Below are 21174 nucleotides of genomic sequence, written 5' to 3'. Positions count from 1 at the left end.
AACGTCGAAACCCACGCGGCACCGAACGGGATGCGATGGACCGCTCGGCCGCACTCGACCGCGTGACGACGATCCTCGACACCGTCGAGGAGGGACCGAACCCCGTGCCGATCCGGGAGGTGTGGGTGTACGGCGACGTGGCGCTGGGACTCGACCCGATCGACAGACTCGACGTGTACGTGACGAAGGACCTCCACCTCCGTGGGGAGGCAGACGCGGCCGCGGAGTTCCGTCGGAGTCACGGCGTCGACGGCGTCGGCCAGTCCGTCTCCGCCGAGTGGGCCCGCGAGTACCCCGACCGGATCAGGGCCAACGACTCGGGGTACGCCGCCCCCGAGAAGTGTCTGGCCGCACACCTGCTCCCCGAGGGCGAGCCGGTCCACCTGGAGGTGTGTAACGCGCCGTTCGACGACAACGTCACTCGACGGCTCCGTGCCGCACTCGAACGCGGGCAGTACGACCAGGTGCTCGACCCGCGGGGTGTCCAGTTGTGGGCAGACGGCCGGCGCGCCGAGGAGACGCTGGCGAAACTGCGGGGCGGCGAGTTGCCGTTCCCGACGCTGTCGGGCGCTTTCGAGATGTTGGAAGTCGACGACGACGTGATCGCCGAGATCGTCGACAGTGTCGAACGACGCCGCGCCGACCAGCAGTCGGCGAGCGTCCGCGGCGACGTGGTGTGACCGGCACCGCCCTCTCGGTTCTCCCCCGCTCGCACGACGGTTCCAGTCCGGCCACGCGCACGCGGCTCGAACCCGCAACGCTTTCGCTGTGCGCCCGCCGAGTGACGCCCGTGCCAGTCGTCGAGATCGACCCGGAGACGGCCCGCGAGCGGTTGGTGGACGCCGGCGTCGCGGTCGCCCAGGGGAACACGGACCACGAACTGTGGCGGGCGGACCACGACGGCGCGACGGCCGTCGCCTACGACGGGAAGGTGGTCGTCCAGGGGGCCGACCCCGAGGCGCTCACACTCCCGCTGCGGGACGGCGGCGGCCGCGGCCACGTCTACTTCGACGGCGCGAGTCGTGGGAACCCCGGCCCGGCGGCGGTCGGGTGGGCCATCGTCACCGCCGACGGGATCGTCGCCGAGGGTGGCGAGCGGATCGGCACCGCGACGAACAACCGCGCGGAGTACGAGGCCCTGATCCGCGCGCTGGAGGCCGCCGCCGACTACGGACTCGACGAGGTCGACGCCCGCGGCGACTCGCAGTTGATCGTCAGACAGGTCCGCGGCGAGTGGGACGCGAACGACCCGGACCTGCGGGAGCGGCGCGTCCGCGTCCGGGAGTTGCTGGAGCAGTTCGACCGCTGGTCGCTGGAGCACGTCCCGCGGGAGTTGAACGAACGCGCAGACGAACGCGCCAACGAGGCACTCGATGACGGGTGAGGACACACCGACCGACGAGACGGGCGCACCGGACGACGCGGCGGGGTCGACTGCCGGCGAACCGACCGCAGGCGAGACGGCGGCCACAGAGAGTGACACCGAGGAGACGCCAGAGGACACGCTCCCGGAGTCCGTCGCCGAGGAGGCGCGCCGCCTGACGCGCCTCGCACGACGGGCGACCGACGACGCGGAGGCGACCGCCTACCGCGAGGACCGCGCCGAGCGGCTCGCAGAGTACGGGTTCACCAGTCGCGTCCGGGAGACGGACGACACGCTCGTGTTGTACCCCGAGGAGTGGCTCGTCGACGGCGAGGTGGCCCTGGACCGCGTCGAGGACACGGACCGCGCACGGGAACTCGTCCTCTCGGGCCCGGGCGACCCCGACGAGTGGGACGCCGTCGCGGACCACAACGACGAGTTGGTGGCGGCCGTCGGCGAGGCACACGGGGCGGTCCACCGGCGGAACGCGCGGGTGTTCGCGGACTTCATGAGCAACCACTACGCCCGCGAGGCCGACACTGCCACGCCCGAGGAGGTCACCGAGTTCCTGGAGGAGTACTACCCGCGCAACGCGTGGCCGACCGACGAGCAGCGCGCGGTCGTCGAGGAGTCGCTGCGGCACCTGTTCGCCGCCGCCGACAAGCACCCGCCGCTGTGACGTGACGAGGCGGTCTGTCACCGGGGACGGACGCGCGCTGGGAACGACCGCGTGGTAGCCGAGGCGGACGCAACAGCGGCGACTACACCACGTCGTCCAAGAGTCGTTCCACGTCGTCGCGGCCCGTCGACTCGTCGACGTAGTTGTCGAGGAGCCACGCGGCCTTCCGCAACACCGTCCGCCGGCCGCGGTCGGTGAGTGCGTACCGGTTGGTGCGCCGGTCCAGTTGGGACTTCTCAACGAGTCCCAACTCGACGAGTTCGTCGAGGTTCGGGTACAGTCGCCCGTGGTTCACCTCGTCGTCGTAGTACGTCTCCAGTTCGCGTTTGATCGCCAGCCCGTACATCGCCTCGTCGGCGAGGACCGCGAGGACGTTCTGCTGGAACGCGCTCAGTCCCGGCAGCACCGTCTCGCCTCCCTCGCCGGTGTGTGTCTGCGACATGTGTGCCTCCGTGCGTCGCTCCGTGCCCCGACACTGCCGACAGCGACGGGTAAGTATTTGTCCAACTGAGTGTAGTTGTGTTCGTCGTCGTGTGGAACGGCTCGTGTGACTCGCGCTAGCGTGGGTGTCGCAGGATCGCGGTCGGACCCGGACGCGAACGCGGGCGCGGACCCGAACCCGAACGCGGGTGTGGACCCGGACGTGGACCCGAACGCGGACTCGGAGCCAGGACCGCTCGGACCCGGAGGTCGGGTGGCGTCGCCGCCGGAGTGTCGACTGCGACGACCACACCACGACACCGTCGCAACCCACTTGTTCACCGCGACCGAGTGTGTCCGTATGTCTGGCCGGGAGCTGTTGGGTGCGACGGCGACCGACTACGCGTTCGACCCGGCGACCGTCGAGATCACGGACGGGGAGGTGCTCGACCGGCTGGCCCCCTCCGTCCGGGAGTGGTGGGTCGAGCAGTTCGGCGCGTTCGTCCCACAGAACGAGGGGTTCTTCACGCCGCCACAGCGGGAGGCGATCCCGCTGATCCAGGAGGGCACCAACACGCTCGTCTGCTCGCCGACCGGCAGCGGGAAGACGCTCTCGGCGTTCTCGGCGGTGATCGACGAACTGTACCGGCGGGAGCGCGAGCAGCCCGACGGGCTCGACAACGCCGTCTACTGTCTGTACGTCTCTCCGCTGAAGTCGTTGGCCAACGACATCCACCGGAACCTGACGGAGCCGCTGGACGGGATCCGCGAGAAGCTGGCGGAGCGCGGCCACGAGACGGAGATCCGCCACGCGATCCGTCACGGCGACACCTCCGACAGCGAGCGCCAGCAGATGCTGGAGACGACGCCACACATCCTCAACACGACGCCGGAGACACTCGCGATCCTGCTGAACTCGCCGAAGTTCAAGGAGAAACTCCGCTCGGTGGAGTACGTGATCGTCGACGAGATCCACTCGCTGGCGGAGAACAAACGCGGCACCCACCTCGCCGTCTCGTTAGAACGGCTGGAGAACATGGCCGAGACCTCCCCGACGCGGATCGGCTGCTCGGCGACCGTCGAGCCGCTGTCGACCGTCGCGAAGTTCCTCGTCGGCCGCGCGGACGGGACGGAACCGCTGGCGACCGCGGAGGGCGGTGACGCCGGCGACGGAACTGTGGGTGGCGACGGCGATAGGGAGAGCGTCGACGACGCAGAGAGAGACGACGCCGGCGCGGACGACGGGTTCCGCGACTACGAGATCGTCGACACGCGGTTCGTCCGGGACTTCGACCTCCGGTTGGAGTGTCCGACGGACGATCTGATCGACACCCCCCGAGACGTGGTGGACGCCGCCTTCTACGACCGGCTCCACGAGCTGATCGCCGCCCACGAGAACACCCTGGTGTTCACGAACACCCGGTCGGGGGCCGAACGTGTCCTGGAGAACCTCCGGACGAAGTTCGACACCTACGACGAGACGAACTCCGGGTGTCACCACGGCTCGATGTCGAAGGAGAAGCGCGAGGCGATCGAGGCGGACCTGAAGTCCGGCGACGTAGACGTGGTCACCTCCTCGACATCCCTGGAGTTGGGGATCGACATGCCACACCTCGACCTGGTCGTCCAGGTGGGGTCGCCGAAGTCCGTCGCGTCGCTGCTCCAGCGGGTCGGGCGCGCGGGCCACCAACTCGGCCAGACCGTCGAGGGCCGGGTGATCGCGTTGGACCGGGACGAACTCGTCGAGTGTGCGGTGATGCTCCAGAAGGCGACGGAGGGGTTCGTCGACCGGGTGTTCGTCCCGGAGACGGCCCAGGACGTGGCCGCCCAACACGTCTACGGCATGGCGATCAACGACGTGCGACCCGAGCAGGAGGTGCTGGCGACGCTACGGCGCGCGTACCCGTGCCGCGACTACACGGACGCCGACTGGGAACAGCTCTGTCGGTACCTCACCGCCGACTACGACGGGTTGGAAGACAAGAACGTCTACGCGAAGATCTGGCGCGACACGAACGACCCGCCCGACGGGGAGCACCACTACGAGGCGTACGACGTGGGCGAGCGGCTGATCGGCAAACGCGGCCGGATGGCGCGGGTCATCTACATGACGAACATCGGCACCATCCCGGACTCGTTCACCTGCGACGTGTACACCCGCGGCGGCGACGAGTGGGTGGGGCAGTTGGACGAGGAGTACCTCGACACGCTGGAGCCGGGCGACGTGTTCGTGCTCGGCGGGACGAACTACGAGTTCCGGTACCGCCGCGGTTCGAAGGTGTACGTCGACCCGACGAGTGCGCGGCCGACGGTGCCGTCGTGGTTCTCCGAACGGCTCCCACTGAGCTACGACCTCGGCCGCGAGATCCTCTCGTTCCAGCGGACGGTGGTCGAGCGACTGCGCGACGGCGGGCGGTCGGCGCTGCGGACGTGGCTGCGTGGGTTGCCGGTCGACGAGAACGCCGTGCGGGCGCTTGCGCGGACGTTCGACCAACAGCGGCGGTACGCGGGACTGGAGTCGATCGCGACGGACGAGCGGCTGGTCGTCGAGGAGGAGTTGGACCGCGACGAGTACCGGCGGCGGTACTACGTCCACTCGAACTACGGGCGGCGGTTCAACGACGGGCTCTCGCGGCTGGTGGCGTACCGGTGTGCCCAGCGGACGAACACGAACGTGCAGGTGGCCGTCGCGGACAACGGGTTCACCGTCGCGATGCCGTTGAACCGGAAGGTGGACGTGGCAGACGTGATCGAGAGTGTCGAGCCGGCGGCGGCGTTGCCGGACCTGCGGGCCGCGTTGGACGGGACGGACCTGCTCAAGCGCTACTTCCGGATCGACGCGACGCGGTCGCTGATGATCCTCAAACGCTACAAGGGGTACGAGAAGTCGGCGGCCGAACAGCAGGTGTCCTCGGAGATGCTGTTGTCGTTCGCCGAGGAGTTGGACGACTTCGCGGTGATCGAGGAGACGTACCGCGAGATAACCGAGGACAAACTGAACCTGCGCGGGATTCGCGAGGTGTTGGGCGCGATCCAGCGGGGCGAGGTGACGATCCACAGCTACGAGGTGGACTCCCCGTCCCCGCGGGCGTTCGGGCTGGCGACGCTGGCGGCCTCGGACGTGGTGTTGGCCGACGACGAGTCCGCGGCGCTCCAGGAGTTCCACGCCCGCGTCGTCGAGGAGATCGGCGACGGGGCCGGCGGTGGCGCCGGCGGCGACGGGAGCGGTGGTGGCCCGGCCGCGTCGGCGGACGCGGAGGACTGAAGCAGTCGTCGTGGAGGCGGTGGTTCGTCCCCTTGATCTGACGTGGACGGCGGTACCGCTCGCCCAGTCGCCGGGAGTCGCCGCTACTGTGACAGAAGTTGGTGGTGGTGTTCAAATAAGCCGATAGTTGCGGGTGGCGCGCGAGAAACGCGCGAGGGAGGAGCGAGCGCAGCGAGCGACGAGGCTGGGGAGGGTGAGGTGCTGTGCGGAGCGGTTTCGGGTGGGGCTGGAACGGGCGGTCACGGCGGCTCTGCCGCCGTTTCCTCGGGAGAGCTCCGCTCTCCCGTAGATCCGCTCGCGTTCACTCCAGTCGTCTCGGCGGCCCCTATCGCGCCGGGCGGTGCTGAGAGGCGCGATATGCCGCCGAGCGACCGCGAGGTGGGCGGGAGCGAAGCTCCCGCTACCAGCCGGGCGGCGGAGCCGCCCGGCGACGGATCGGGGCTTCCTGAGTGGTAGTCTCGTCCGACTACTCATCCTTGTCTGAACACTACCCAGGAGTGTCTCCGCAGGTTGAAATCGGAGCGGGCAGAAGGCGGCGTGTATGGAGTACACCACGCTGGGAGCGACGGGGGTGGAGGTGTCGCGGCTGTGTCTCGGCTGCATGAACTTCGGGTCCGAGCGGGAGTGGATGGTGAACGACCGCGCCGAGAGCGTCCAGTTGATCCACGAGGCGATCGACGCGGGGATCAACTTCCTCGACACGGCGAACGTCTACTCGTACGGCGAGAGCGAGGAGATCGTCGGCGAGGCGATCGAAGCGTACGACCGCGACGAGGTGGTCGTCGCGACGAAGGTGTTCGGCGAGATGCGCGACGGCCCGAACGGCAGCGGCCTGTCGCGCAAGCACGTGATCGACCAGTGTGAGGCGAGTCTCGATCGGCTCGGGACTGACTACGTCGACCTCTACCAGATCCACCGCTGGGACGAGGACACACCCATCGAGGAGACGCTGGCGGCGCTGGACTACCTCGTCGAGACCGGCCGTGTGCGGTACATCGGCGCCTCGACGATGACGGCCTACCAGTTCACGAAGGCGCTGTACACGAGCGACCTCGAAGACCTGTCGCGGTTCACCTGCATGCAGCCGGAGTACTCGGCGGTCGCGCGCCACGAGGAGGCGAACCTGTTGGAGGTGTGCGAGGGTGAGGACGTGGGCGTGATCCCGTGGTCGCCGTTGGCGGGTGGGTTCCTCACCGGGAAGTACGAGCGGGACGAAGAGCCGGCAGCGGGGACGCGCGGGGCGGCCTCGGAGTCCGTGCGGTCGTACTTCTCGCCGGAGAACTGGGCGGTGCTCGACGCCGTCCGTGCCGTCGCCGAGGAGTGTGACGCCACCCCCGCACAGGTGGCGGTGGCGTGGCTGCTGGCCCAGGACGTGGTGACCGCGCCCATCGTCGGCCCGAAGACGAGCGCGCAGTTGCGGGACGTGTTGGGCGCGGTGGAGCTGGAACTGACCGACGAGCAGGTCGAGCGGATCGCGGCTCCGAAGTCCCCGTCGTACGCGCCGCCGGGGTGACGGCCGGGGTCGGCCGGGCGAGACGGCCGGGTGGGTCCGAACGGCGACCCGTCGAACGGGTGCGGTGGCGGAGGTGGTCGCCGCGAGGACACCCCGAGCGGGCGTTCCGCGGAGCGCCCCGGTGGCGTCTCTGACCGAGCTCTTTTCGTGGGGTAACACACGCGACGCGTGCGGTGGTGTTCAGATAAGCCGACGATTGCGGGTGGCGCGCGAGGAACGCGCGAGGGAGGAGCGAGCGCAGCGAGCGACGAGGCTGGGGAGGGCGAGGCGCTGTGCGGGGCGGATTTGGGCGGGACTGGAAGGGGCGAGGGGATCGCGTTCACTTCAGTCGTCTCGGCGGCCCCTATCGCGCCGGGTGGTGCCGAGAGGCGCGATATGTCGCCGAGCGACCGCGATCCCCTCGGGGCTTCCTGAGTGATAGTCTCGTCTGACTACTCACCCGTATCTGAACACTACCCGGCGTACCACCCGAGGAGTCAAGGCTGTCGAAGCCCTACTGAACGTGATGACAGGAGACGACGGCGACCGTGGGCTGACCGGGAACGCGGCGGTGGTCGCGCTCGCGGTCGCGCTGGTCGGCGCGGCGGCGGTCGCGGGACTCACCCTGGCGGCTCCGAGCGCGCCGAGCGGCGACGCCATCCTCGAGGACGTGGAGGACCGCTACGAGAACGCGGAGACCGTCGTCGGGGCGGCGACGGTGACCGTCGAAAACGAGACGGAGACGGAGACGCTCGACGTGTCGTTCGCGGCGACGGACGACAACGAGTCGCGGGTGGCCGTGACGACGAGCAACGGCACCTACGTCGTCGGCTCGAACGGGACCGTCGCGTGGGTCCACGACGAACAGACCGGGCTGACACGGGTGTACGACGAGGACGACGCCGAGGCGGCCCGCGAGGAGTGGGCCGAGAAGAGCGACGACGGCAACCACAGCCTGAACGCGACCGAGCGACAGCGCCTGTGGGACTGGTCGGCGGAGAACCGCACGGCCGAGCGGGTCGACACGACGACGCTGGACGGGACCGAGGTGTACGTCGTCGAGGTGACGCCGGCCGACGACACCGAGGGGACGGTGACGCTGTGGGTGGACACGGACGACGCGACGGTCCACAAGACCGAACTCGCGGGGCCGAACGGCACCGTGACGACGCGGGTGACGGAGACGCAGTTCAACGTCAGCGTCGCCGACAGCACGTTCCAGCCGCCCGGCACCGCCGCGGCGAGCGCGAGCTTCGGCGAGCCGGTCGACAGCTTCGCGACGCTGCAGTCGTCGACGGAGGCGACGCTCCCCCGCGTCGACGACGACCGGTTCGCGTTCGCAGAGGGGACGACGGTGACGTACGACAACGCGACGGTCGCGGTCCAGCGGTACGACGGACCGGGGAACCTGACCGTCGTGTCGAGTACGAGCGACCGCGCGCTGGGTGCGGTCGCGGAGAACGCCACGCAGACGACACTCGCGGGGACGACAGTCAACGTCACCGAGACGGACCGCGGCGTGGCCGTGTGGTGGCAGGTCGGTGAGACACGACACGGCGTGCTCGCGGACCTCGACCGCGAGACCGTGACGAGCGTCGCCGAGGCGCTGATCGAGTCTCGGGAGACGGCCGCGGTCGTCACGGCCGACTGAACGACGACGCCGACGGCCACCACGGTCGCCACGGCCGACTGAACGACGACGCCGACGGCCACCACGACTGCAGCGACACCGGAGACGACTCGTCGCCGGGTTCCGGAGGGTTTTACGCGTGTCTCGGCGAACGGGCGCGTATGGCAGACGACGCAGACGAGGAGACGGCGTACCGGACCGAGTCCGACAGTCTCGGGGAGATGCAGGTGCCCGCCGACGCCTACTGGGGCGCCCAGACCCAGCGGGCCGTCGAGAACTTCCCGATCTCGGGGATCGGGATGTCCCGACGCTTCGTCCGGGCGCTGGGCGTGGTGAAGAAGGCCGCCGCGCGAGCCAACGCGGAGTTGGGGCTCGTCGACGAGGAGATCGCGGCGGCGATCGCGGAGGCGGCCGACGAGGTGATCGCGGGCGACCACGACGACCAGTTCCCGGTGGACGTGTTCCAGACCGGCTCGGGCACCTCCTCGAACATGAACGCAAACGAGGTGATCGCGAACCGGGCCGCCGAGATCATGGGCGAGGAGATCGGCGACCGCGTGGTCCACCCGAACGACCACGTCAACTACGGGCAGTCCTCGAACGACGTGATCCCGACGGCGATGCACGTCGCCGCCCTGGAGGCCGTCGAGAAGGACCTCGTCCCGGCGTTGGAGCGACTCCACGCGGAACTGGAGACGAAGGAGGCTGCCTTCGACGACGTGGTGAAGACGGGGCGCACACACCTCCAAGACGCGACGCCGATCCGACTCGGCCAGGAGTTCGGCGGCTACCGCGCGCAGGTCGGGAAGGGGATCAAGCGCGTGAAAGACTCCCGGTACCACCTCCGGGAGCTCGCCCTCGGCGGCACCGCGGTCGGCACGGGGCTCAACACACACCCCGAGTTCCCGGGGCTGGCGGCCGAGTACGTCTCCGAGGAGACGAACACGCAGTTCCGCGAGGCGGACAACCACTTCGAGGCGCAGGCGGCCCACGACGCGATGGCGGAGGCCCACGGTGCACTCCGGACGGTCGCCGGCAGTCTCAACAAGATCGCCAACGACCTGCGGCTGTTGGCGTCCGGCCCACGCAACGGGTTGGGCGAGATCGAACAGCCGGAGAACCAGCCCGGCTCCTCGATCATGCCGGGGAAGGTGAACCCGGTCGTCGCGGAGTCAGTCAACCAGGTCCACAAGCAGGTCGTCGGCAACGACGCGGCGGTGTCGGCCGGCGCGGCGGAGGGACAGATCGACCTGAACCTCTACAAGCCGGTGATCGCGCACAACTACCTCCAGTCGGCGCGGCTGTTGGCGAACACGAGCGAGGTGTTCGGCGAGAAGTTCGTCGCGAAGTTGGAGGCGAACGCCGAACACGCCGCCGAGCGCGTCGAGCAGTCGATGGCGCTGGCGACGGCGCTCAACCCCGCGATCGGCTACGACAAGGCCAGCGAGGTCGCCAAGGAGGCGCTCAAGGAGGGCCGTACGATCCGAGAGGTCGTGATCGAGAAGGGGTACCTCGACGCCGAGGAGGCCGACGAGGTGCTCGACCCGGAGGCGATGACCCACCGCGGGATTCTCGGCGACGAGGACTGAACGGGGACAACCGCACCGCACGGGCGGCCCAGACCGTTCACGCGGGCTCGTCGGCCCCGTCCGCCATCCGTTCGTAGCGGTCGCGGAAGGCGGACTCACACGAGGAACAACAGAAGTGGCGCAGTTCCTCGCCGATCTCGGCGGAGGTTCCCTCGCTGGTGACGGTGTTGTCACACTCGGCACAGTCGAACGCGAAGTCGACGGTGTCGACGGCGGGCGTCCACTCGGCGTCGGCCACGAGATCCACCTCGGCGTCGAGCAGGCGCTCGGCACCGACGGTGTCGACGAGCCAGTCGTGGACGGCGGTCGTCGGGGTGCGAGCGAAGACGACGACCTCGCCTTCGGCGGTCGTGAAGACGTGTTCGGCCGCGTCCGCCGCGAGTAGGCGCTCGCGGACGGCCGCTCTGGCGTCGGGTTCCGGCTCGACACGGACCAACACCGGCGTCCCCGAGCGGAGCGTCGATCGGTCCACGTCGATCGTGAACTGCCGGATCACACCCGCGTCCTCGAGTCGCGTGACCCGGTCCGACACCGCCGGGGGTGTCAGGTCCACCACCTCGCCGATCTCGCTGTACGAGCGGCGACCGTCCTCGGCCAACAGTCGGAGGATCGACACGTCCGTCTCGTCTAGTTCCCGCATGATTCTACGTCCGTACTGCAGCAACAAGTACCTGACTGGATACGGTCGCCGCCGTCGTGACCCCGTGGTGGCTCCGCCGTCTGGCGTCGAGTGGGTGTCGGGTGGACAGAGACGGCCGAAACCGGCCGCTGGACAGACGGACGCGGACGAAACGACGCGAAACATCGGTATATTCAAATCCTCTCCGTCCGAGTGTTCGCGTATGCCCCAACTCGCGACGCGAGAGGTCGGCCGAGATCTGCTCCGGTGTCGAAAGTGCGGTGCCGAGTTCCCAGAGGGCCGCGCCACGGAAGACGGGTGGCACTACGGCTGCCCCGAAGACGACTGTGACGCCGCCGGAATCGGACAGGGACTGAAACGCGTCGACTGAAACGCGTCGACTGACACGCGTCGACTGACACGCGTCGACCGACCGCGGCCGAGTGACTGCGACTGCCACCGACCGCCGCTCTCTCACACTCGTACTGCCGCCGTTCTCCTCCTATCGTGTTCTCCCGTGCGGGTCGTCGACACGTCTCGTGATCCGTGTCCGCGACACGTCTCTCGCTCGTCGCGCCGGGGTGTCCGACCCGCGGCGTCGAGTCACGACCAGTGAGACGGGAGGTGGGGATTTAGGGCCGCCGGCACAGACACCTCGGACGTGTCAGAGACCGGTGCCATCGTGACGGAGGGACTCGGGAAGCGCTACGGGGACACGGAGGCGGTCTCCGCGTTGGAGTTGTCGATCGATCCGGGGACGGTCTACGGGTTCCTCGGCCCGAACGGGGCCGGCAAGACGACGACGATGCGGATGTTGACGACGCTCACTCGCCCCAGCCACGGGACGGCACACGTCGCCGGCCAGCCCGTCTCGGATCGCGAGGCGGTCGTCGAGCGGATCGGCTACCTCCCGGAGGAGCCGCCGCTGTTCGACGAACTCACCGCCCGCGAGCAGTTGGAGTACACCGCGGGACTGCGCGACCTCGAGTCGGCGGCCGCAGACCGGATCGACGAGTTGCTCGCGCGATTGGACTTGGCCGCGGACGCCGATCGCCGGATCGACGAGTACTCGAAGGGGATGAAACAGAAGACGGGGATCGTCCAGGCGATGCTCCACGAGCCGGACGTGTTGTTCCTCGACGAGCCGACGAGCGGGCTGGACCCGCGGGCCTCCCGAACCGTGCGTGACACCATCGCGGAGTTGAGTCGCGGCGACACGACGGTGTTCCTCTCGACGCACATCCTGCCGGTCGTGGACGAACTCGCCGACGTGGTCGGCGTGCTCGCGGACGGCGAACTCGTCGCCGAGGGGCCACCCGAGACGCTGAAGCGCCGTGCTGCCGAGGGGGACGAGCGGACGCTGGAGGACGTGTTCCTCGACGTGACCGGTGGGAGTGGCGAGGAGCGGACGGACCTCGTGGGCGAGGACGTGGGGAGTGTCGCGTCGGACGACGAGCCGGCGGTCGAGACGACCTCGTCGGCGGACGAGGAGGCACGGCGGTGACACGACTCCCGGACGCCGGTCGGGTTCGGCTGATCGTCTGGTGGGAGGTGCGACGCCGACTCCGGGCGCTCCGTGGCCGCACCTCACAGCTGATCGCGTTGGTGATCTCGGGGCTGTTCCTCGTCCCGGTCGTGATCGGACTGGGTGTCGGGGCGTTCCTCGTCGGGCAGTCCGGCGACACCGAACTCGTGACGGTCGCCGCCGACGTGGTCCCGCCGGGGGTGTGGCTCGCGGTGAGCGCCTTCGCCGCGGTCCGCGTGATCACGGACGGCGCCGACCCGGACAACCGGGACGGCTACCTGACGACGGTCGCCGCCCGAGACCTGTTCGCCGGGGTCGCGGCCGTGGAACTGCTCGGGACACTCGGCTATCTGACGCCACCGGCAGTGGTGGTCGGCGTCGGGTACGCGCTCGGCACCGGCACGCCGACGGTCGCGGCGACGGTCGCACTCGCCGTCCTCGTCCCCGGTGTCCTCGGGGTCGCGACCGGACAGACGGTGGGGCACGCCGTCGCGAACGTCTCCGTCCGCTCGCGACTGGTCCAGCGACTCCGGGTGCCGATCTGGGCGATCGTGTTCGTCGCCTACGTCTGGACGTTCCTCTCCGGCGAGATCGAGTCCGTCTTCGACCCGCTGTTGACGACCGTCGCACGACCACCACTGACGTGGCTCGGCGAGTTCGCACTCGCGCCGGTCGTCGGGACGGACCTCGTCCGCGGCGGGGTCGCACTCGTCGGGAGTCTCGGTCTCGCGGTCGGGCTGTTCGCGGTCACGGGGGTGCTCGCACGACTCTTGTGGTACGCCGACGGCGTCGCGAGCGACCCGACGGCCCACGGCGACGGGGAGACGAGCGTCGACGCCGGTCTCGTCGGCCGGCTCGTCGGTCCCCGTGCCGCCTGGATCGCCCGCGTGTCGACGGTTCGGGCGATCAGAGCACCGGTGAAACTGCTGTTCGTCGCGTACCCCGTGTTCCTGCTCGCACCCAGCGTCTCCACGGCCGTCGAGACCGGCCGGATCCCGGCGTCGCTCCCCCCGACGGCGGCGCTGTACGCCGCCTGGGCGGGTGGCGCCGGCTTCGCGCTCAATCCATTGGGCGACCAGGGGGCGACGCTCCCGGTGACCGCCACCAGCGGCGTCCCCGGGTGGGCGTTCGTCCGCGGTGTCGTCCTCCCGGGCGTCGTCCTCGGTGGTGGCGTCGGGACGGCACTCGCCGGCGGGTTGTCGCTCGTCGCGGGCGACCCACTCCCACGGGTGCTCCTGGTGACCGGTGCCGCCGTCGTCGTCGGGGTCGCCGCGCCCGCGCTCGCGGCCGGCGTCGGGACGCTGCTCCCGAAGTTCGAAGCCTCGCGCGTCACGCGGAGCCGCGAGGCGGTCGTCCCGAGTCTGTTCGCGTTCGCCGGCTACTCGCTGGGGCTTGTGTTGCTCGCCGGACCGGGCGTCGCGCTGGCGGTGGCACCGGTCGCGGACGCCGTCGCCGGGGTCCTCGGGACGAGCGCGCTCGTCGTGTCGGCCGTCGGCGTCGGCGTATCCGCGTTACTACTCGGTGTCGCCGGCCTGTTCGCGGCCGCCTACGCCGCCCGGAGGTTCGAGCGGTTCACCGTCGACTGACGAGTGTCGCCCGTCGGACGAGTCTCGCGGGTCCCGAACGGAGTCGTGTCTCCGACTCAGCGAGTCGCCGCCTCGCCGCCACCGCTCACCCGTTCGACGCCGTCGAAGACGAACCGTGCGCCCCCCTCCGGGCCGTCCGTCACCCGCACCGTCCAGCCGTGTGCCTCCGCGATCCGGCGCACGATGGAGAGTCCGAAGCCGGTCCCCTCCGCGTCCGTGGTGTACCCCGTCTCGAACACGCTGTCGCGCTCGGACGCCGGAATCCCCGGCCCGTCGTCGGCGATCGCGAACCCGCCGACACCACTCTCATCGGACCCGAGAGGTACGTCGTCGGACGAGGAGTGCGTGCCGTCCGTGACTGGGCTCGCGCCGCCCACCGCGACCGGGTCGGCTGAATCGGGGTCCGTCCCGATCCACGTCACCGTGACGGTGACCGTCCGCCCGCCGTGTTCTATGGCGTTCCGGAAGAGGTTCGCCACCACGCGACGGAGTCCGTCCGGATCGGCCACCACCGTCGGGAGCCCGTCCGCTCGGAGCGTCGCGGAGCCGGTGTCGAGGCCGTTCCACACCGTCCGGACCACCTCCCCGAGCGCGACCGGCTGCACGTCGTCGACGGCCTCCCCCTCTCTGGCGAGGCGCAACAGGTCCTCGACGATCGCCTCCATCCGGTCGAGCGAGCTGTCCACCTTCGCCAGCGCCTCGTCGTCCGTGCGGCTCCGTGCCACCTCCAAGAACCCGTTGGCGGCCTCCATCGGGTTCCGGAGGTCGTGGCTCACCACGCCCGCGAACTCCGAGAGCCGCTCGTTCTGCCGTTCCAGTCGTCGCTCGCGCTCGATCCGCTCGGTCACGTCTCTGGCGACCATCACGGCCGCGTCTGTGGGGAGGTCGTCCTGTGGGAGCGGACTGATCTGCCCCTCGTAGTACAGTCGGCCGTCGGGTGTGTCGATCGGGTACTCGACGGTCTGCGTCGACCACTCCGACAGCGCCGCGTCGATCCCGGCGCGCAGTCGGTCCGCCGTCTCTGCGTCGAACACCTCGTCGACGGTGTTCCCGACCAAGTCCTCGCGGGAGTACACCGAGAGGTTTCGCTCGCCCAACAGCACGTCGAGGTACCGCCCCTCCGCGTCGAACAGGAACGCGTAGTCGGTGAACGCGTACCGCAACGCGTCCAGCAGTGCGCGGTCCGAGACGGCCTCCTCGTCCGCGATGTCGTCGTCGCGGAACGACGCCGACACCGCCACCGCGTCCGACAACGCCGACTCGACGTACAACGAGACGCCCGCGACCGCCGCGCTCACGTCCGCGTCGAAGGCGCCGGGCGTCTCCGACAACACCACCAAGCCGCCGCCGTGCCCGGTCGCGGCGACACACCACGACGCCGCGTCGCCGAACGACGGCGGCGCCGGGCCGGCCGTCGGCTCGCCCGCGGCGATGGCCTCCCCCAACGGCGACTCGCGCGGGTCCAGCGTCGTCGGTGGGTCCAGCGACTCGAAGGCGTCCGTCGCCACTCGCGCGACGAGCCGACTCCCCTCCGGCTGGTACACGCCGACCGCGTCGTACTCGAGCACGTCGGCGACGAGCCGCACCGTCCGTTCGCGTACGTCACGCGTCGTGTCCGCCGCGTCCAGCGTCGCCGCTCGCTCGTGGAGCGTCGTGAAGTCGACCTCGGTCACTGTCGGGTCACGTCTCTGACGAGTGTGCTCCGCTCTCGGACAAAAACACTTCGTCTCGCCCGGCGGTCCGTGCACGAACGGGGTGGGCGGCCGTCGACCGGGCGGCCGCGCCGGCGAGTGGTCGCGTCGGCGAGCAGTCGTGTCGGCGGGTGACCGTGTCGGCGCCGAGTCAGGCGGCCTCGGCGACGGCGTCCAGCACGGCCTCGCAGACCGCCTCGCGGCGGCCGGTCAGGTACTCGATGCGCCCCTCGCGGACGCCGGCGGCGGTGACGGCGCCGTCGGGGACCGCCTCGCCGGCGGCGTCGGCGACCGCGCGCACGTCCACGTCGTCGTCGGCACGGACGTAGAGGTCGTCGTCACCGAGTACGACGACGACACCGCCGTGGCGACGGTGGAGTTCGTCGGCCAACAACGCCGTCGGCGGGAAGTCGTACCGGTGGGCGAACGCGTCGGCGTCGAGCACCCGCGCGGTCCGGCCGTCGACCTCGTGGGTCTCGACGTTCGGCGCGGCCGTGTCCAGTTCCGTCTCCAACCGCTCGCGGAACTGTGCGGCGACGTGTGCCGCCAGGTCGCCGTCGTCCTCGAACAGCAGGTCCGCGACGAGTTCGCGTTTGTCCTCGTACTGCTGGTAGAACGCCTCCAGCGCGATGGCCTCGCGCAACTGGGCGACGCGCTCGTCGTCGTACCCCGCCTCGGCGGCGAGGTCGGCGAACGCCGTCGGCGTCGACTCCCAGTAGGAGACCGCCGGGAGGTGCGACACCGCCGTCGCGGCGTCGGGGTTCACCGTCGCCGCCAGCGTCGCCGCCAGCGCCGCCGTCGTCAACGCCGGCGCGTCCGGCGTCGGCGCCGGGTTCACCATCGTCTCCACGGAGTCGGCGACCGCCTCGTCACCGGCTCGCGGGTCGACGACGACCCGCTCGGCGCCGTACACGCCCAAGAGTCCGAGTCCGTCCGCGGACTCCTCCGTCGAGCCGGTCCCGAGCAGGAGGACGAGCGGCAGCTTCTCGCCGTGGCGCTCGCGGTCCGAGAGCATCCGCGTCGTGTCGTTCGTCGCCGCGTCCATGTCGTAGACCGACCCGTCGAGCGGTCGTCGGTCGAAGAAGTGGTACTCCGCGTCGCTCTCCGGGTGTTCTGCACGCACCAGCGGGAGCGTCGCCCGCTCGACGGCCGCGCCGGCCGCGTAGCCGTCCGCGGTGGCGGCGTGGCGCACCACGATCGGTCGCTCCGAGAGCACCGCCCGGTGGATCGCCTCGGCGGCGTCCAGAAGCGACTCGCTCACGGCGTCGACCGCCGGGTGGTCCGCGAGTGTGGTCACCTCGTCCGGGCGCGTCTTCGCCCGCATCGCCTCCGCGAGTCGCGCCTCGACGGCCTCGGCGTCCGCGCCTTCGAGAGCGGCCAGCGCCTCCGTCTCCACCTGGATCTCGTCGCGACGGCGCTCCACCTCGCCCTCCAGACGCACCGTCTCGCCGACCTCGATACCGGGGTAGGCGCGCACGCCCGCCTCGACGAAGGCCGCACAGTCGACGGTCCCCGTCTCGTCGCGCAGCTCGAAGACGGTCGGGCCGCTCGTCTGGCGTGCGTCCGTGATCTCACCCTCCAAGCGGACGGTCTCACCGACGCGACTCTCGAGGGAGTCGACGGCGACGCGCTCGGTGTCGTCGTCCGCGTCCGTCTCGGTGTCGTCGGCCGTCTCTGTCTCGTCGGCCGTCTCGGCGGTCGCGTCCGCGTCCCTCTCGGTGTCGGTCTCGGTCTCGGTCCCGGGGTCGTCGGTCGTCTCGGAGTCGTCGACCGTCTCGGCGTCTGCGGTCGACTCCGCCGTGTCGTCGCTCGGCTCGGCGGCGTCTGCCGTGCCGTCGTCGGACTCGTCGGCCGCCTCGTCGGCGTCCTCGGTGGGCGCACCGAACTCGAAACTGGAGTCGTCGGCCGTCTGGCGGTCGTCCTCGGCGGGCGACGGCTGGTGTGTCACCTGACCGTCCGTCTCGGCGTCGGCCGCCGCGTCGTCGCCCGACCCGGCACCGTCTGCACCGGTGTCGGCGTCGGACTCGTCCGCGTCGGTGTCGTCGGCCGCGTCGGCGGTCGTCTCGTCGTCGGCCCCGTCGGCGGCCGACCCGTCGTCGGTGGCGTCGGTGCGGGTCCTCCCGTCGCCGTCGTCCCCGTCGTCGCCCATCGCGTCGTTGGCGGTCGGCTCGCGGTCCGTCTGGCCGTCTTGGACGAGCGACCCGCGGAACTCACGTTCCGCCTGTCGGATCGACCACGCCAGGTCGACGTTACCGTTGTCGCGGACGCCCTTCACCTGCACGTACACCGTGTCGCCCGGTTCCCAGTCCAGCGACTCCAGTCGCTGATCCAGCTCCGACCGGTGGAGGAGCCCGGTCACGTCCGGCGAGACGTCGACGAACACGCCGAAGTCGGCGTACCCGTCGACCGTCCCGCGGTAGAACCGCCCGTCACGGAGCAACGAGGGGTCCGATCCTTTGAACTCGAAGACGACGTCCTGCTCGTGGGAGTCACAGATCCGTCCGTCGGTGTCCGTCCCACAGATGATACACGTACCCATTCGTCGGCAACCTGGACCGCCTGCCTAAAACTGTTGTCGAAACCGCTCCGTCCCCCGCCCGTCGTGCCCGTTCGTGCCGCTCTCGGCGCTTCCGCCTCGCAGCCGTCGACGGCTGTTCTCGTCCCGGCGCCCGAACACGACCGGGTGGCCAGACGACGGGTCGTCACTCGTCCGTCGCCCGAACACTCCCCACCAGTCGCGCGAACGTTTATCCGACGGCACGACCCACTCGACGACGTGTACAGAGAGGGGCACGTCGGTGCGGCACTGGTGGCGTACACGCCGGTCGGCGTCGGAGCGGTGCTGGTCGGGGTTCCGGGGTTGGCCGCGCTCGGGGCGGTCGTCTCCGTGGCGTTGGCGTCGCTGCCCGACTACGACCTGCGCGTCCCGTTCGTCTCCCACAGGGGGATCACCCACACGGTGTGGTTCGCCGCGGCCGTCGGGGCCGTCCTCGGCGGCGTCGGCGTCCTCGCGAGCGGGCCGGCGACGTGGCCGACGCCCGTGTTGGCCGTGTTCGGCGCGACGGTCGGCGTCGTCGCCGTCGGCTCGCACGTCGCCGCAGACGCACTCACGCCGATGGGTGTCGAGCCGTTCGCGCCGCTGTCGAACGCGAACTACTCGCTGTCGCTGGTGACCGCCGACGACACGCTGGCGAACTGGGGCCTGCTCGCCGGTGGGGTGCTCACCGCGACCGCGACGGCGGCCGTCCTCGTCCGGTTCGGACTCCTCGCCGGGTGACTGCGGCGCTCGACGCGTCGGACGCCGTCTCCGGGGGTCGGGCGCTCCCGCCCCGAGTCACCGAACCCAGTCGCCGGCGAACGTACGGGTCCACTTCCACTTTCACTTCCACTCCGCACGCGTGGCGGAGATTCAGGTCGCTCGCGGCCCGAAGGTGGCGTATGCGCGCAGATCCGGCCGACGCACTCGCGTTGTGGCTCCGCCGTCGGGACGTGCCGGTCGTGGGTGTCCGCGTCAGCGCACGGGCACGCGACCGGTACGCCGCACGGTTGGTCCCCGACCCGGCGGCCGACGACCACCTCGCGGCCGCTCGCCGCGCCGCACGGGAGACGAGCGTCGTCGAAGTCCGCCGCGACGGGATGGTCGTGTTCCACCCGAGCGGACTGCTCGACCACCTGTCGCTGACGGCCGACGCGCTCGGAGAGTGTACCCACGACGACTGTGGCCGAGCCGCCGAGCGGTACGTGATCTTCGGCGGTGGCGGCGCCGTCCGCGACTACTGTCCGACCCACGCCGATCGCGTCGAGGCACTCGCGAGCACCGGTTCGGCGCTCGGGTGACGCCTAACCGCGTCTGGCGAGTCACGCGTGAAGGCGGGCGCCGACCGATCGGACGCCAGTCAGATCACGTACCACCGCGCGAGCAGTGTCACGATCGCACCGAAGCCGCCGAACCCGTAGCCGAAGACCAGCGATCCCGGGAGAGCGGCCGCCAGCACCGTCCGTGTCGTCGACCGGCCGTGGACGGTCTCCAACCCGACCACCAGCAGGTACGCGCCGTAGATCGCACAGGCCGCACGTACTTCGGGAATCGGCACCCCGGCGAGGAGACACGGCGCGGCGGCATAGGCGATCACTTGGACCGTCTCGCTGACACCGCCGCGGTCGGCGGTGACGAGCCACCCGTCACCGCGTCGGATCGCCCGGAGCGTCTCGCGTACGCGGACGGAGACGAGGACGATCAACACCGTCTGGATCGCCGCCGCGAAGTGGAGCGTCGCCGGCGCGACCAAGAGCCCGACCGCCGCCAGCGCCACCACGACGGAGCCGGCACGGCCACCGAACACCGCCGGGACGAGCCCCGGCTCGACCGCGACACGCGTCCCGGCGAAGCCGAGCGCCACGACGACGGCGAAGACGAGCCCCGGTGCCTGGTCGCCCGGCGCGATCCCGACCCGGAAGAACCGCCGCGGGTGGACCACGACCTCGAACCACGCTCTGAGCAGTCCGCGGACGCCGCGCGCACGACCGCCCTCCGTGCTGTCGACCCACGTCGTCACGAGCGTCTCGTACGGTGGTTCGCGGTTTGACCGTTCCGGTGCGGACTCGTCGGTGCGCTCGTGTCGGTGCGTCCGCGGTCCGACCCGGTCTCGTCGGTCTCGCCGGGGGCCGTGGTCCGGTCCGATACCGTCAGTCTCGCCGGAGTTCGTGGCAGTTGCGACACCGGGCCTCGTAGCGTTCCTCGGCGCCGACGACGATCGTCGGGTCGTCGACGTGGGCCGGCTCCCCGTCGACCAGTCGCTGGTTGCGGGTCGCGGGTTCGCCACACTGGGCACAGATCGCCTGGAGTTTGTCGACGTACTCCGCGAGTGCGACCAGCTCCGGCAGCGGGTGGAACGGTTCCCCGCGGAACGTCTGGTCGGTGCCGCAGGCGATCACACGGCGGTCGTCGGCCGCCAGCGCCTCGACCACGTCGACGAGCGTCTCCGAGAAGAAGTTCGCCTCGTCGATCGCGACGACCTCCTCGCCGTTCAGGTGGTCCGTGATGTCCCACGGCCCCTCGTCGTCCGGCTCGATCACGGTCGCCTCCCACTCGCGGCCGGCGTGCGAGCCGATCTTCGTCGTGCCGTAGCGGTCGTCGAGTGCGGGGGTGAAGACGGCGACGTCCTGGCCCGCGATGCGCGCCCGGCGGAGCCGACGGAGCAGTTCCTCCGTCTTCCCCGAGAACATCGACCCCGTGATCACCTCGACGAACCCCGACTGGGTGATCTCGTGCACGGTGGTGTGGGTGTGCGGTGGTGGGGTTAACTGTTGTCTTG

At 70.4% G+C, this 21174-nt stretch carries 18 protein-coding genes; 12 read left to right on the top strand and 6 right to left on the bottom strand.

The annotated features are described in order from the left end of the window. Positions 1-35: 35 nt before the first annotated feature. The 3 genes from RYH80_RS11935 (at position 36) to RYH80_RS11925 (ending at position 2042) form a co-directional block, all read left to right on the top strand. Positions 36-680 carry a DUF7095 family protein gene (locus tag RYH80_RS11935; protein WP_370904099.1) on the top strand — a complete coding sequence of 215 codons (645 nt, stop codon included), beginning with the start codon at positions 36-38 and terminating at the stop codon, positions 678-680. Between the two features lie 110 nt (positions 681-790). Continuing rightward, the gene (rnhA, locus tag RYH80_RS11930) at positions 791-1384 is read left to right on the top strand and encodes a ribonuclease HI (protein WP_370904098.1); all 594 of its coding nucleotides are present in this window, start codon (positions 791-793) and stop codon (positions 1382-1384) included. Further along, positions 1374-2042: a DUF7108 family protein gene (locus RYH80_RS11925; protein WP_370904097.1), complete on the top strand. Its 669-nt coding sequence runs from the start codon at positions 1374-1376 to the stop codon at positions 2040-2042. Before rnhA ends, RYH80_RS11925 begins: the two co-directional genes overlap by 11 nt. 82 nt (positions 2043-2124) lie before the next feature. Here the strand turns inward: RYH80_RS11925 and RYH80_RS11920 are convergent, their stop codons facing one another. Continuing rightward, entirely contained in the window at positions 2125-2484 is a 360-nt protein-coding gene (locus tag RYH80_RS11920) for a PadR family transcriptional regulator (protein WP_370904096.1), read from the bottom strand. Between the two features lie 339 nt (positions 2485-2823). On the opposite strand from RYH80_RS11920, the gene RYH80_RS11915 reads away from it, so the two are divergent. The 4 genes from RYH80_RS11915 (at position 2824) to RYH80_RS11900 (ending at position 10438) form a co-directional block, all read left to right on the top strand. Continuing rightward, entirely contained in the window at positions 2824-5727 is a 2904-nt protein-coding gene (locus RYH80_RS11915) for an ATP-dependent helicase (protein WP_370904095.1), read from the top strand. A gap of 541 nt (positions 5728-6268) precedes the next feature. Beyond that, positions 6269-7240 carry an aldo/keto reductase gene (locus RYH80_RS11910; RefSeq protein WP_370904094.1) on the top strand — a complete coding sequence of 324 codons (972 nt, stop codon included), beginning with the start codon at positions 6269-6271 and terminating at the stop codon, positions 7238-7240. 505 nt (positions 7241-7745) lie between these two features. Then, positions 7746-8870: a LolA family protein gene (locus RYH80_RS11905; protein ID WP_370904093.1), complete on the top strand. Its 1125-nt coding sequence runs from the start codon at positions 7746-7748 to the stop codon at positions 8868-8870. Positions 8871-9010: 140 nt separating this feature from the next. Beyond that, positions 9011-10438, top strand: a complete 1428-nt coding sequence (locus tag RYH80_RS11900; protein ID WP_370904092.1) for a class II fumarate hydratase — start codon at positions 9011-9013, stop codon at positions 10436-10438. Between the two features lie 37 nt (positions 10439-10475). Here the strand turns inward: RYH80_RS11900 and RYH80_RS11895 are convergent, their stop codons facing one another. After that, the gene (locus tag RYH80_RS11895; protein ID WP_370904091.1) at positions 10476-11078 is read right to left on the bottom strand and encodes an AsnC family transcriptional regulator; all 603 of its coding nucleotides are present in this window, start codon (positions 11076-11078) and stop codon (positions 10476-10478) included. Positions 11079-11280: 202 nt separating this feature from the next. On the opposite strand from RYH80_RS11895, the gene RYH80_RS11890 reads away from it, so the two are divergent. The 3 genes from RYH80_RS11890 to RYH80_RS11880 all read left to right on the top strand — a co-directional run bounded on the left by RYH80_RS11890 (position 11281) and on the right by RYH80_RS11880 (position 14168). After that, positions 11281-11448: an HVO_2901 family zinc finger protein gene (locus RYH80_RS11890; protein ID WP_370904090.1), complete on the top strand. Its 168-nt coding sequence runs from the start codon at positions 11281-11283 to the stop codon at positions 11446-11448. Between the two features lie 270 nt (positions 11449-11718). Further along, a complete protein-coding gene (locus RYH80_RS11885; RefSeq protein ID WP_370904089.1) occupies positions 11719-12561 on the top strand; it encodes an ABC transporter ATP-binding protein in 843 nt (280 codons plus the stop codon). Further along, positions 12558-14168: a hypothetical protein gene (locus RYH80_RS11880; protein ID WP_370904088.1), complete on the top strand. Its 1611-nt coding sequence runs from the start codon at positions 12558-12560 to the stop codon at positions 14166-14168. The genes RYH80_RS11885 and RYH80_RS11880 overlap by 4 nt, the downstream gene beginning before the upstream one ends. A 56-nt stretch (positions 14169-14224) precedes the next feature. Here RYH80_RS11880 and RYH80_RS11875 read toward each other — a convergent pair whose 3' ends face one another. Together RYH80_RS11875 and RYH80_RS11870 are read right to left on the bottom strand one after the other, a co-directional pair. Continuing rightward, positions 14225-15841: a sensor histidine kinase gene (locus RYH80_RS11875; protein ID WP_370904087.1), complete on the bottom strand. Its 1617-nt coding sequence runs from the start codon at positions 15839-15841 to the stop codon at positions 14225-14227. 169 nt (positions 15842-16010) lie between these two features. After that, entirely contained in the window at positions 16011-18398 is a 2388-nt protein-coding gene (locus RYH80_RS11870) for an OB-fold nucleic acid binding domain-containing protein (protein WP_370904085.1), read from the bottom strand. Between the two features lie 237 nt (positions 18399-18635). Between RYH80_RS11870 and RYH80_RS11865 the strand changes: the two genes are divergently transcribed. Together RYH80_RS11865 and RYH80_RS11860 are read left to right on the top strand one after the other, a co-directional pair. Next, positions 18636-19136 carry a metal-dependent hydrolase gene (locus tag RYH80_RS11865; RefSeq protein WP_370904084.1) on the top strand — a complete coding sequence of 167 codons (501 nt, stop codon included), beginning with the start codon at positions 18636-18638 and terminating at the stop codon, positions 19134-19136. A gap of 161 nt (positions 19137-19297) precedes the next feature. Beyond that, the gene (locus RYH80_RS11860; protein WP_370904083.1) at positions 19298-19696 is read left to right on the top strand and encodes a hypothetical protein; all 399 of its coding nucleotides are present in this window, start codon (positions 19298-19300) and stop codon (positions 19694-19696) included. Positions 19697-19755: 59 nt separating this feature from the next. On the opposite strand, the gene RYH80_RS11855 is transcribed toward RYH80_RS11860, so the two are convergent. Together RYH80_RS11855 and RYH80_RS11850 are read right to left on the bottom strand one after the other, a co-directional pair. Beyond that, positions 19756-20415, bottom strand: a complete 660-nt coding sequence (locus tag RYH80_RS11855) for a YIP1 family protein (protein ID WP_370904082.1) — start codon at positions 20413-20415, stop codon at positions 19756-19758. Between the two features lie 130 nt (positions 20416-20545). Next, entirely contained in the window at positions 20546-21133 is a 588-nt protein-coding gene (locus tag RYH80_RS11850; RefSeq protein WP_370904081.1) for a thymidine kinase, read from the bottom strand. Positions 21134-21174 lie beyond the last annotated feature (41 nt).

The organism is Halobaculum sp. MBLA0147, from assembly GCF_041361345.1.
Taxonomy (GTDB): Archaea; Halobacteriota; Halobacteria; order Halobacteriales; family Haloferacaceae; genus JAHENP01.
This window is presented reverse-complemented; position numbering and strand designations above follow the sequence as displayed.

Bases quoted from the DNA above. Each gene is read 5' to 3' on its own strand.
- RYH80_RS11895 (WP_370904091.1), bottom strand. From the start codon at position 11,078: ATGCGGGAACTAGACGAGACGGACGTGTCGATCCTCCGACTGTTGGCC.
- RYH80_RS11905 (WP_370904093.1), top strand. From the start codon at position 7,746: ATGACAGGAGACGACGGCGACCGTGGGCTGACCGGGAACGCGGCGGTG.
- RYH80_RS11920 (WP_370904096.1), bottom strand. From the start codon at position 2,484: ATGTCGCAGACACACACCGGCGAGGGAGGCGAGACGGTGCTGCCGGGA.
- RYH80_RS11910 (WP_370904094.1), top strand. From the start codon at position 6,269: ATGGAGTACACCACGCTGGGAGCGACGGGGGTGGAGGTGTCGCGGCTG.
- RYH80_RS11915 (WP_370904095.1), top strand. From the start codon at position 2,824: ATGTCTGGCCGGGAGCTGTTGGGTGCGACGGCGACCGACTACGCGTTC.
- RYH80_RS11890 (WP_370904090.1), top strand. From the start codon at position 11,281: ATGCCCCAACTCGCGACGCGAGAGGTCGGCCGAGATCTGCTCCGGTGT.
- RYH80_RS11860 (WP_370904083.1), top strand. From the start codon at position 19,298: ATGCGCGCAGATCCGGCCGACGCACTCGCGTTGTGGCTCCGCCGTCGG.
- RYH80_RS11935 (WP_370904099.1), top strand. From the start codon at position 36: ATGGACCGCTCGGCCGCACTCGACCGCGTGACGACGATCCTCGACACC.
- RYH80_RS11870 (WP_370904085.1), bottom strand. From the start codon at position 18,398: ATGGGTACGTGTATCATCTGTGGGACGGACACCGACGGACGGATCTGT.
- RYH80_RS11900 (WP_370904092.1), top strand. From the start codon at position 9,011: ATGGCAGACGACGCAGACGAGGAGACGGCGTACCGGACCGAGTCCGAC.
- RYH80_RS11925 (WP_370904097.1), top strand. From the start codon at position 1,374: ATGACGGGTGAGGACACACCGACCGACGAGACGGGCGCACCGGACGAC.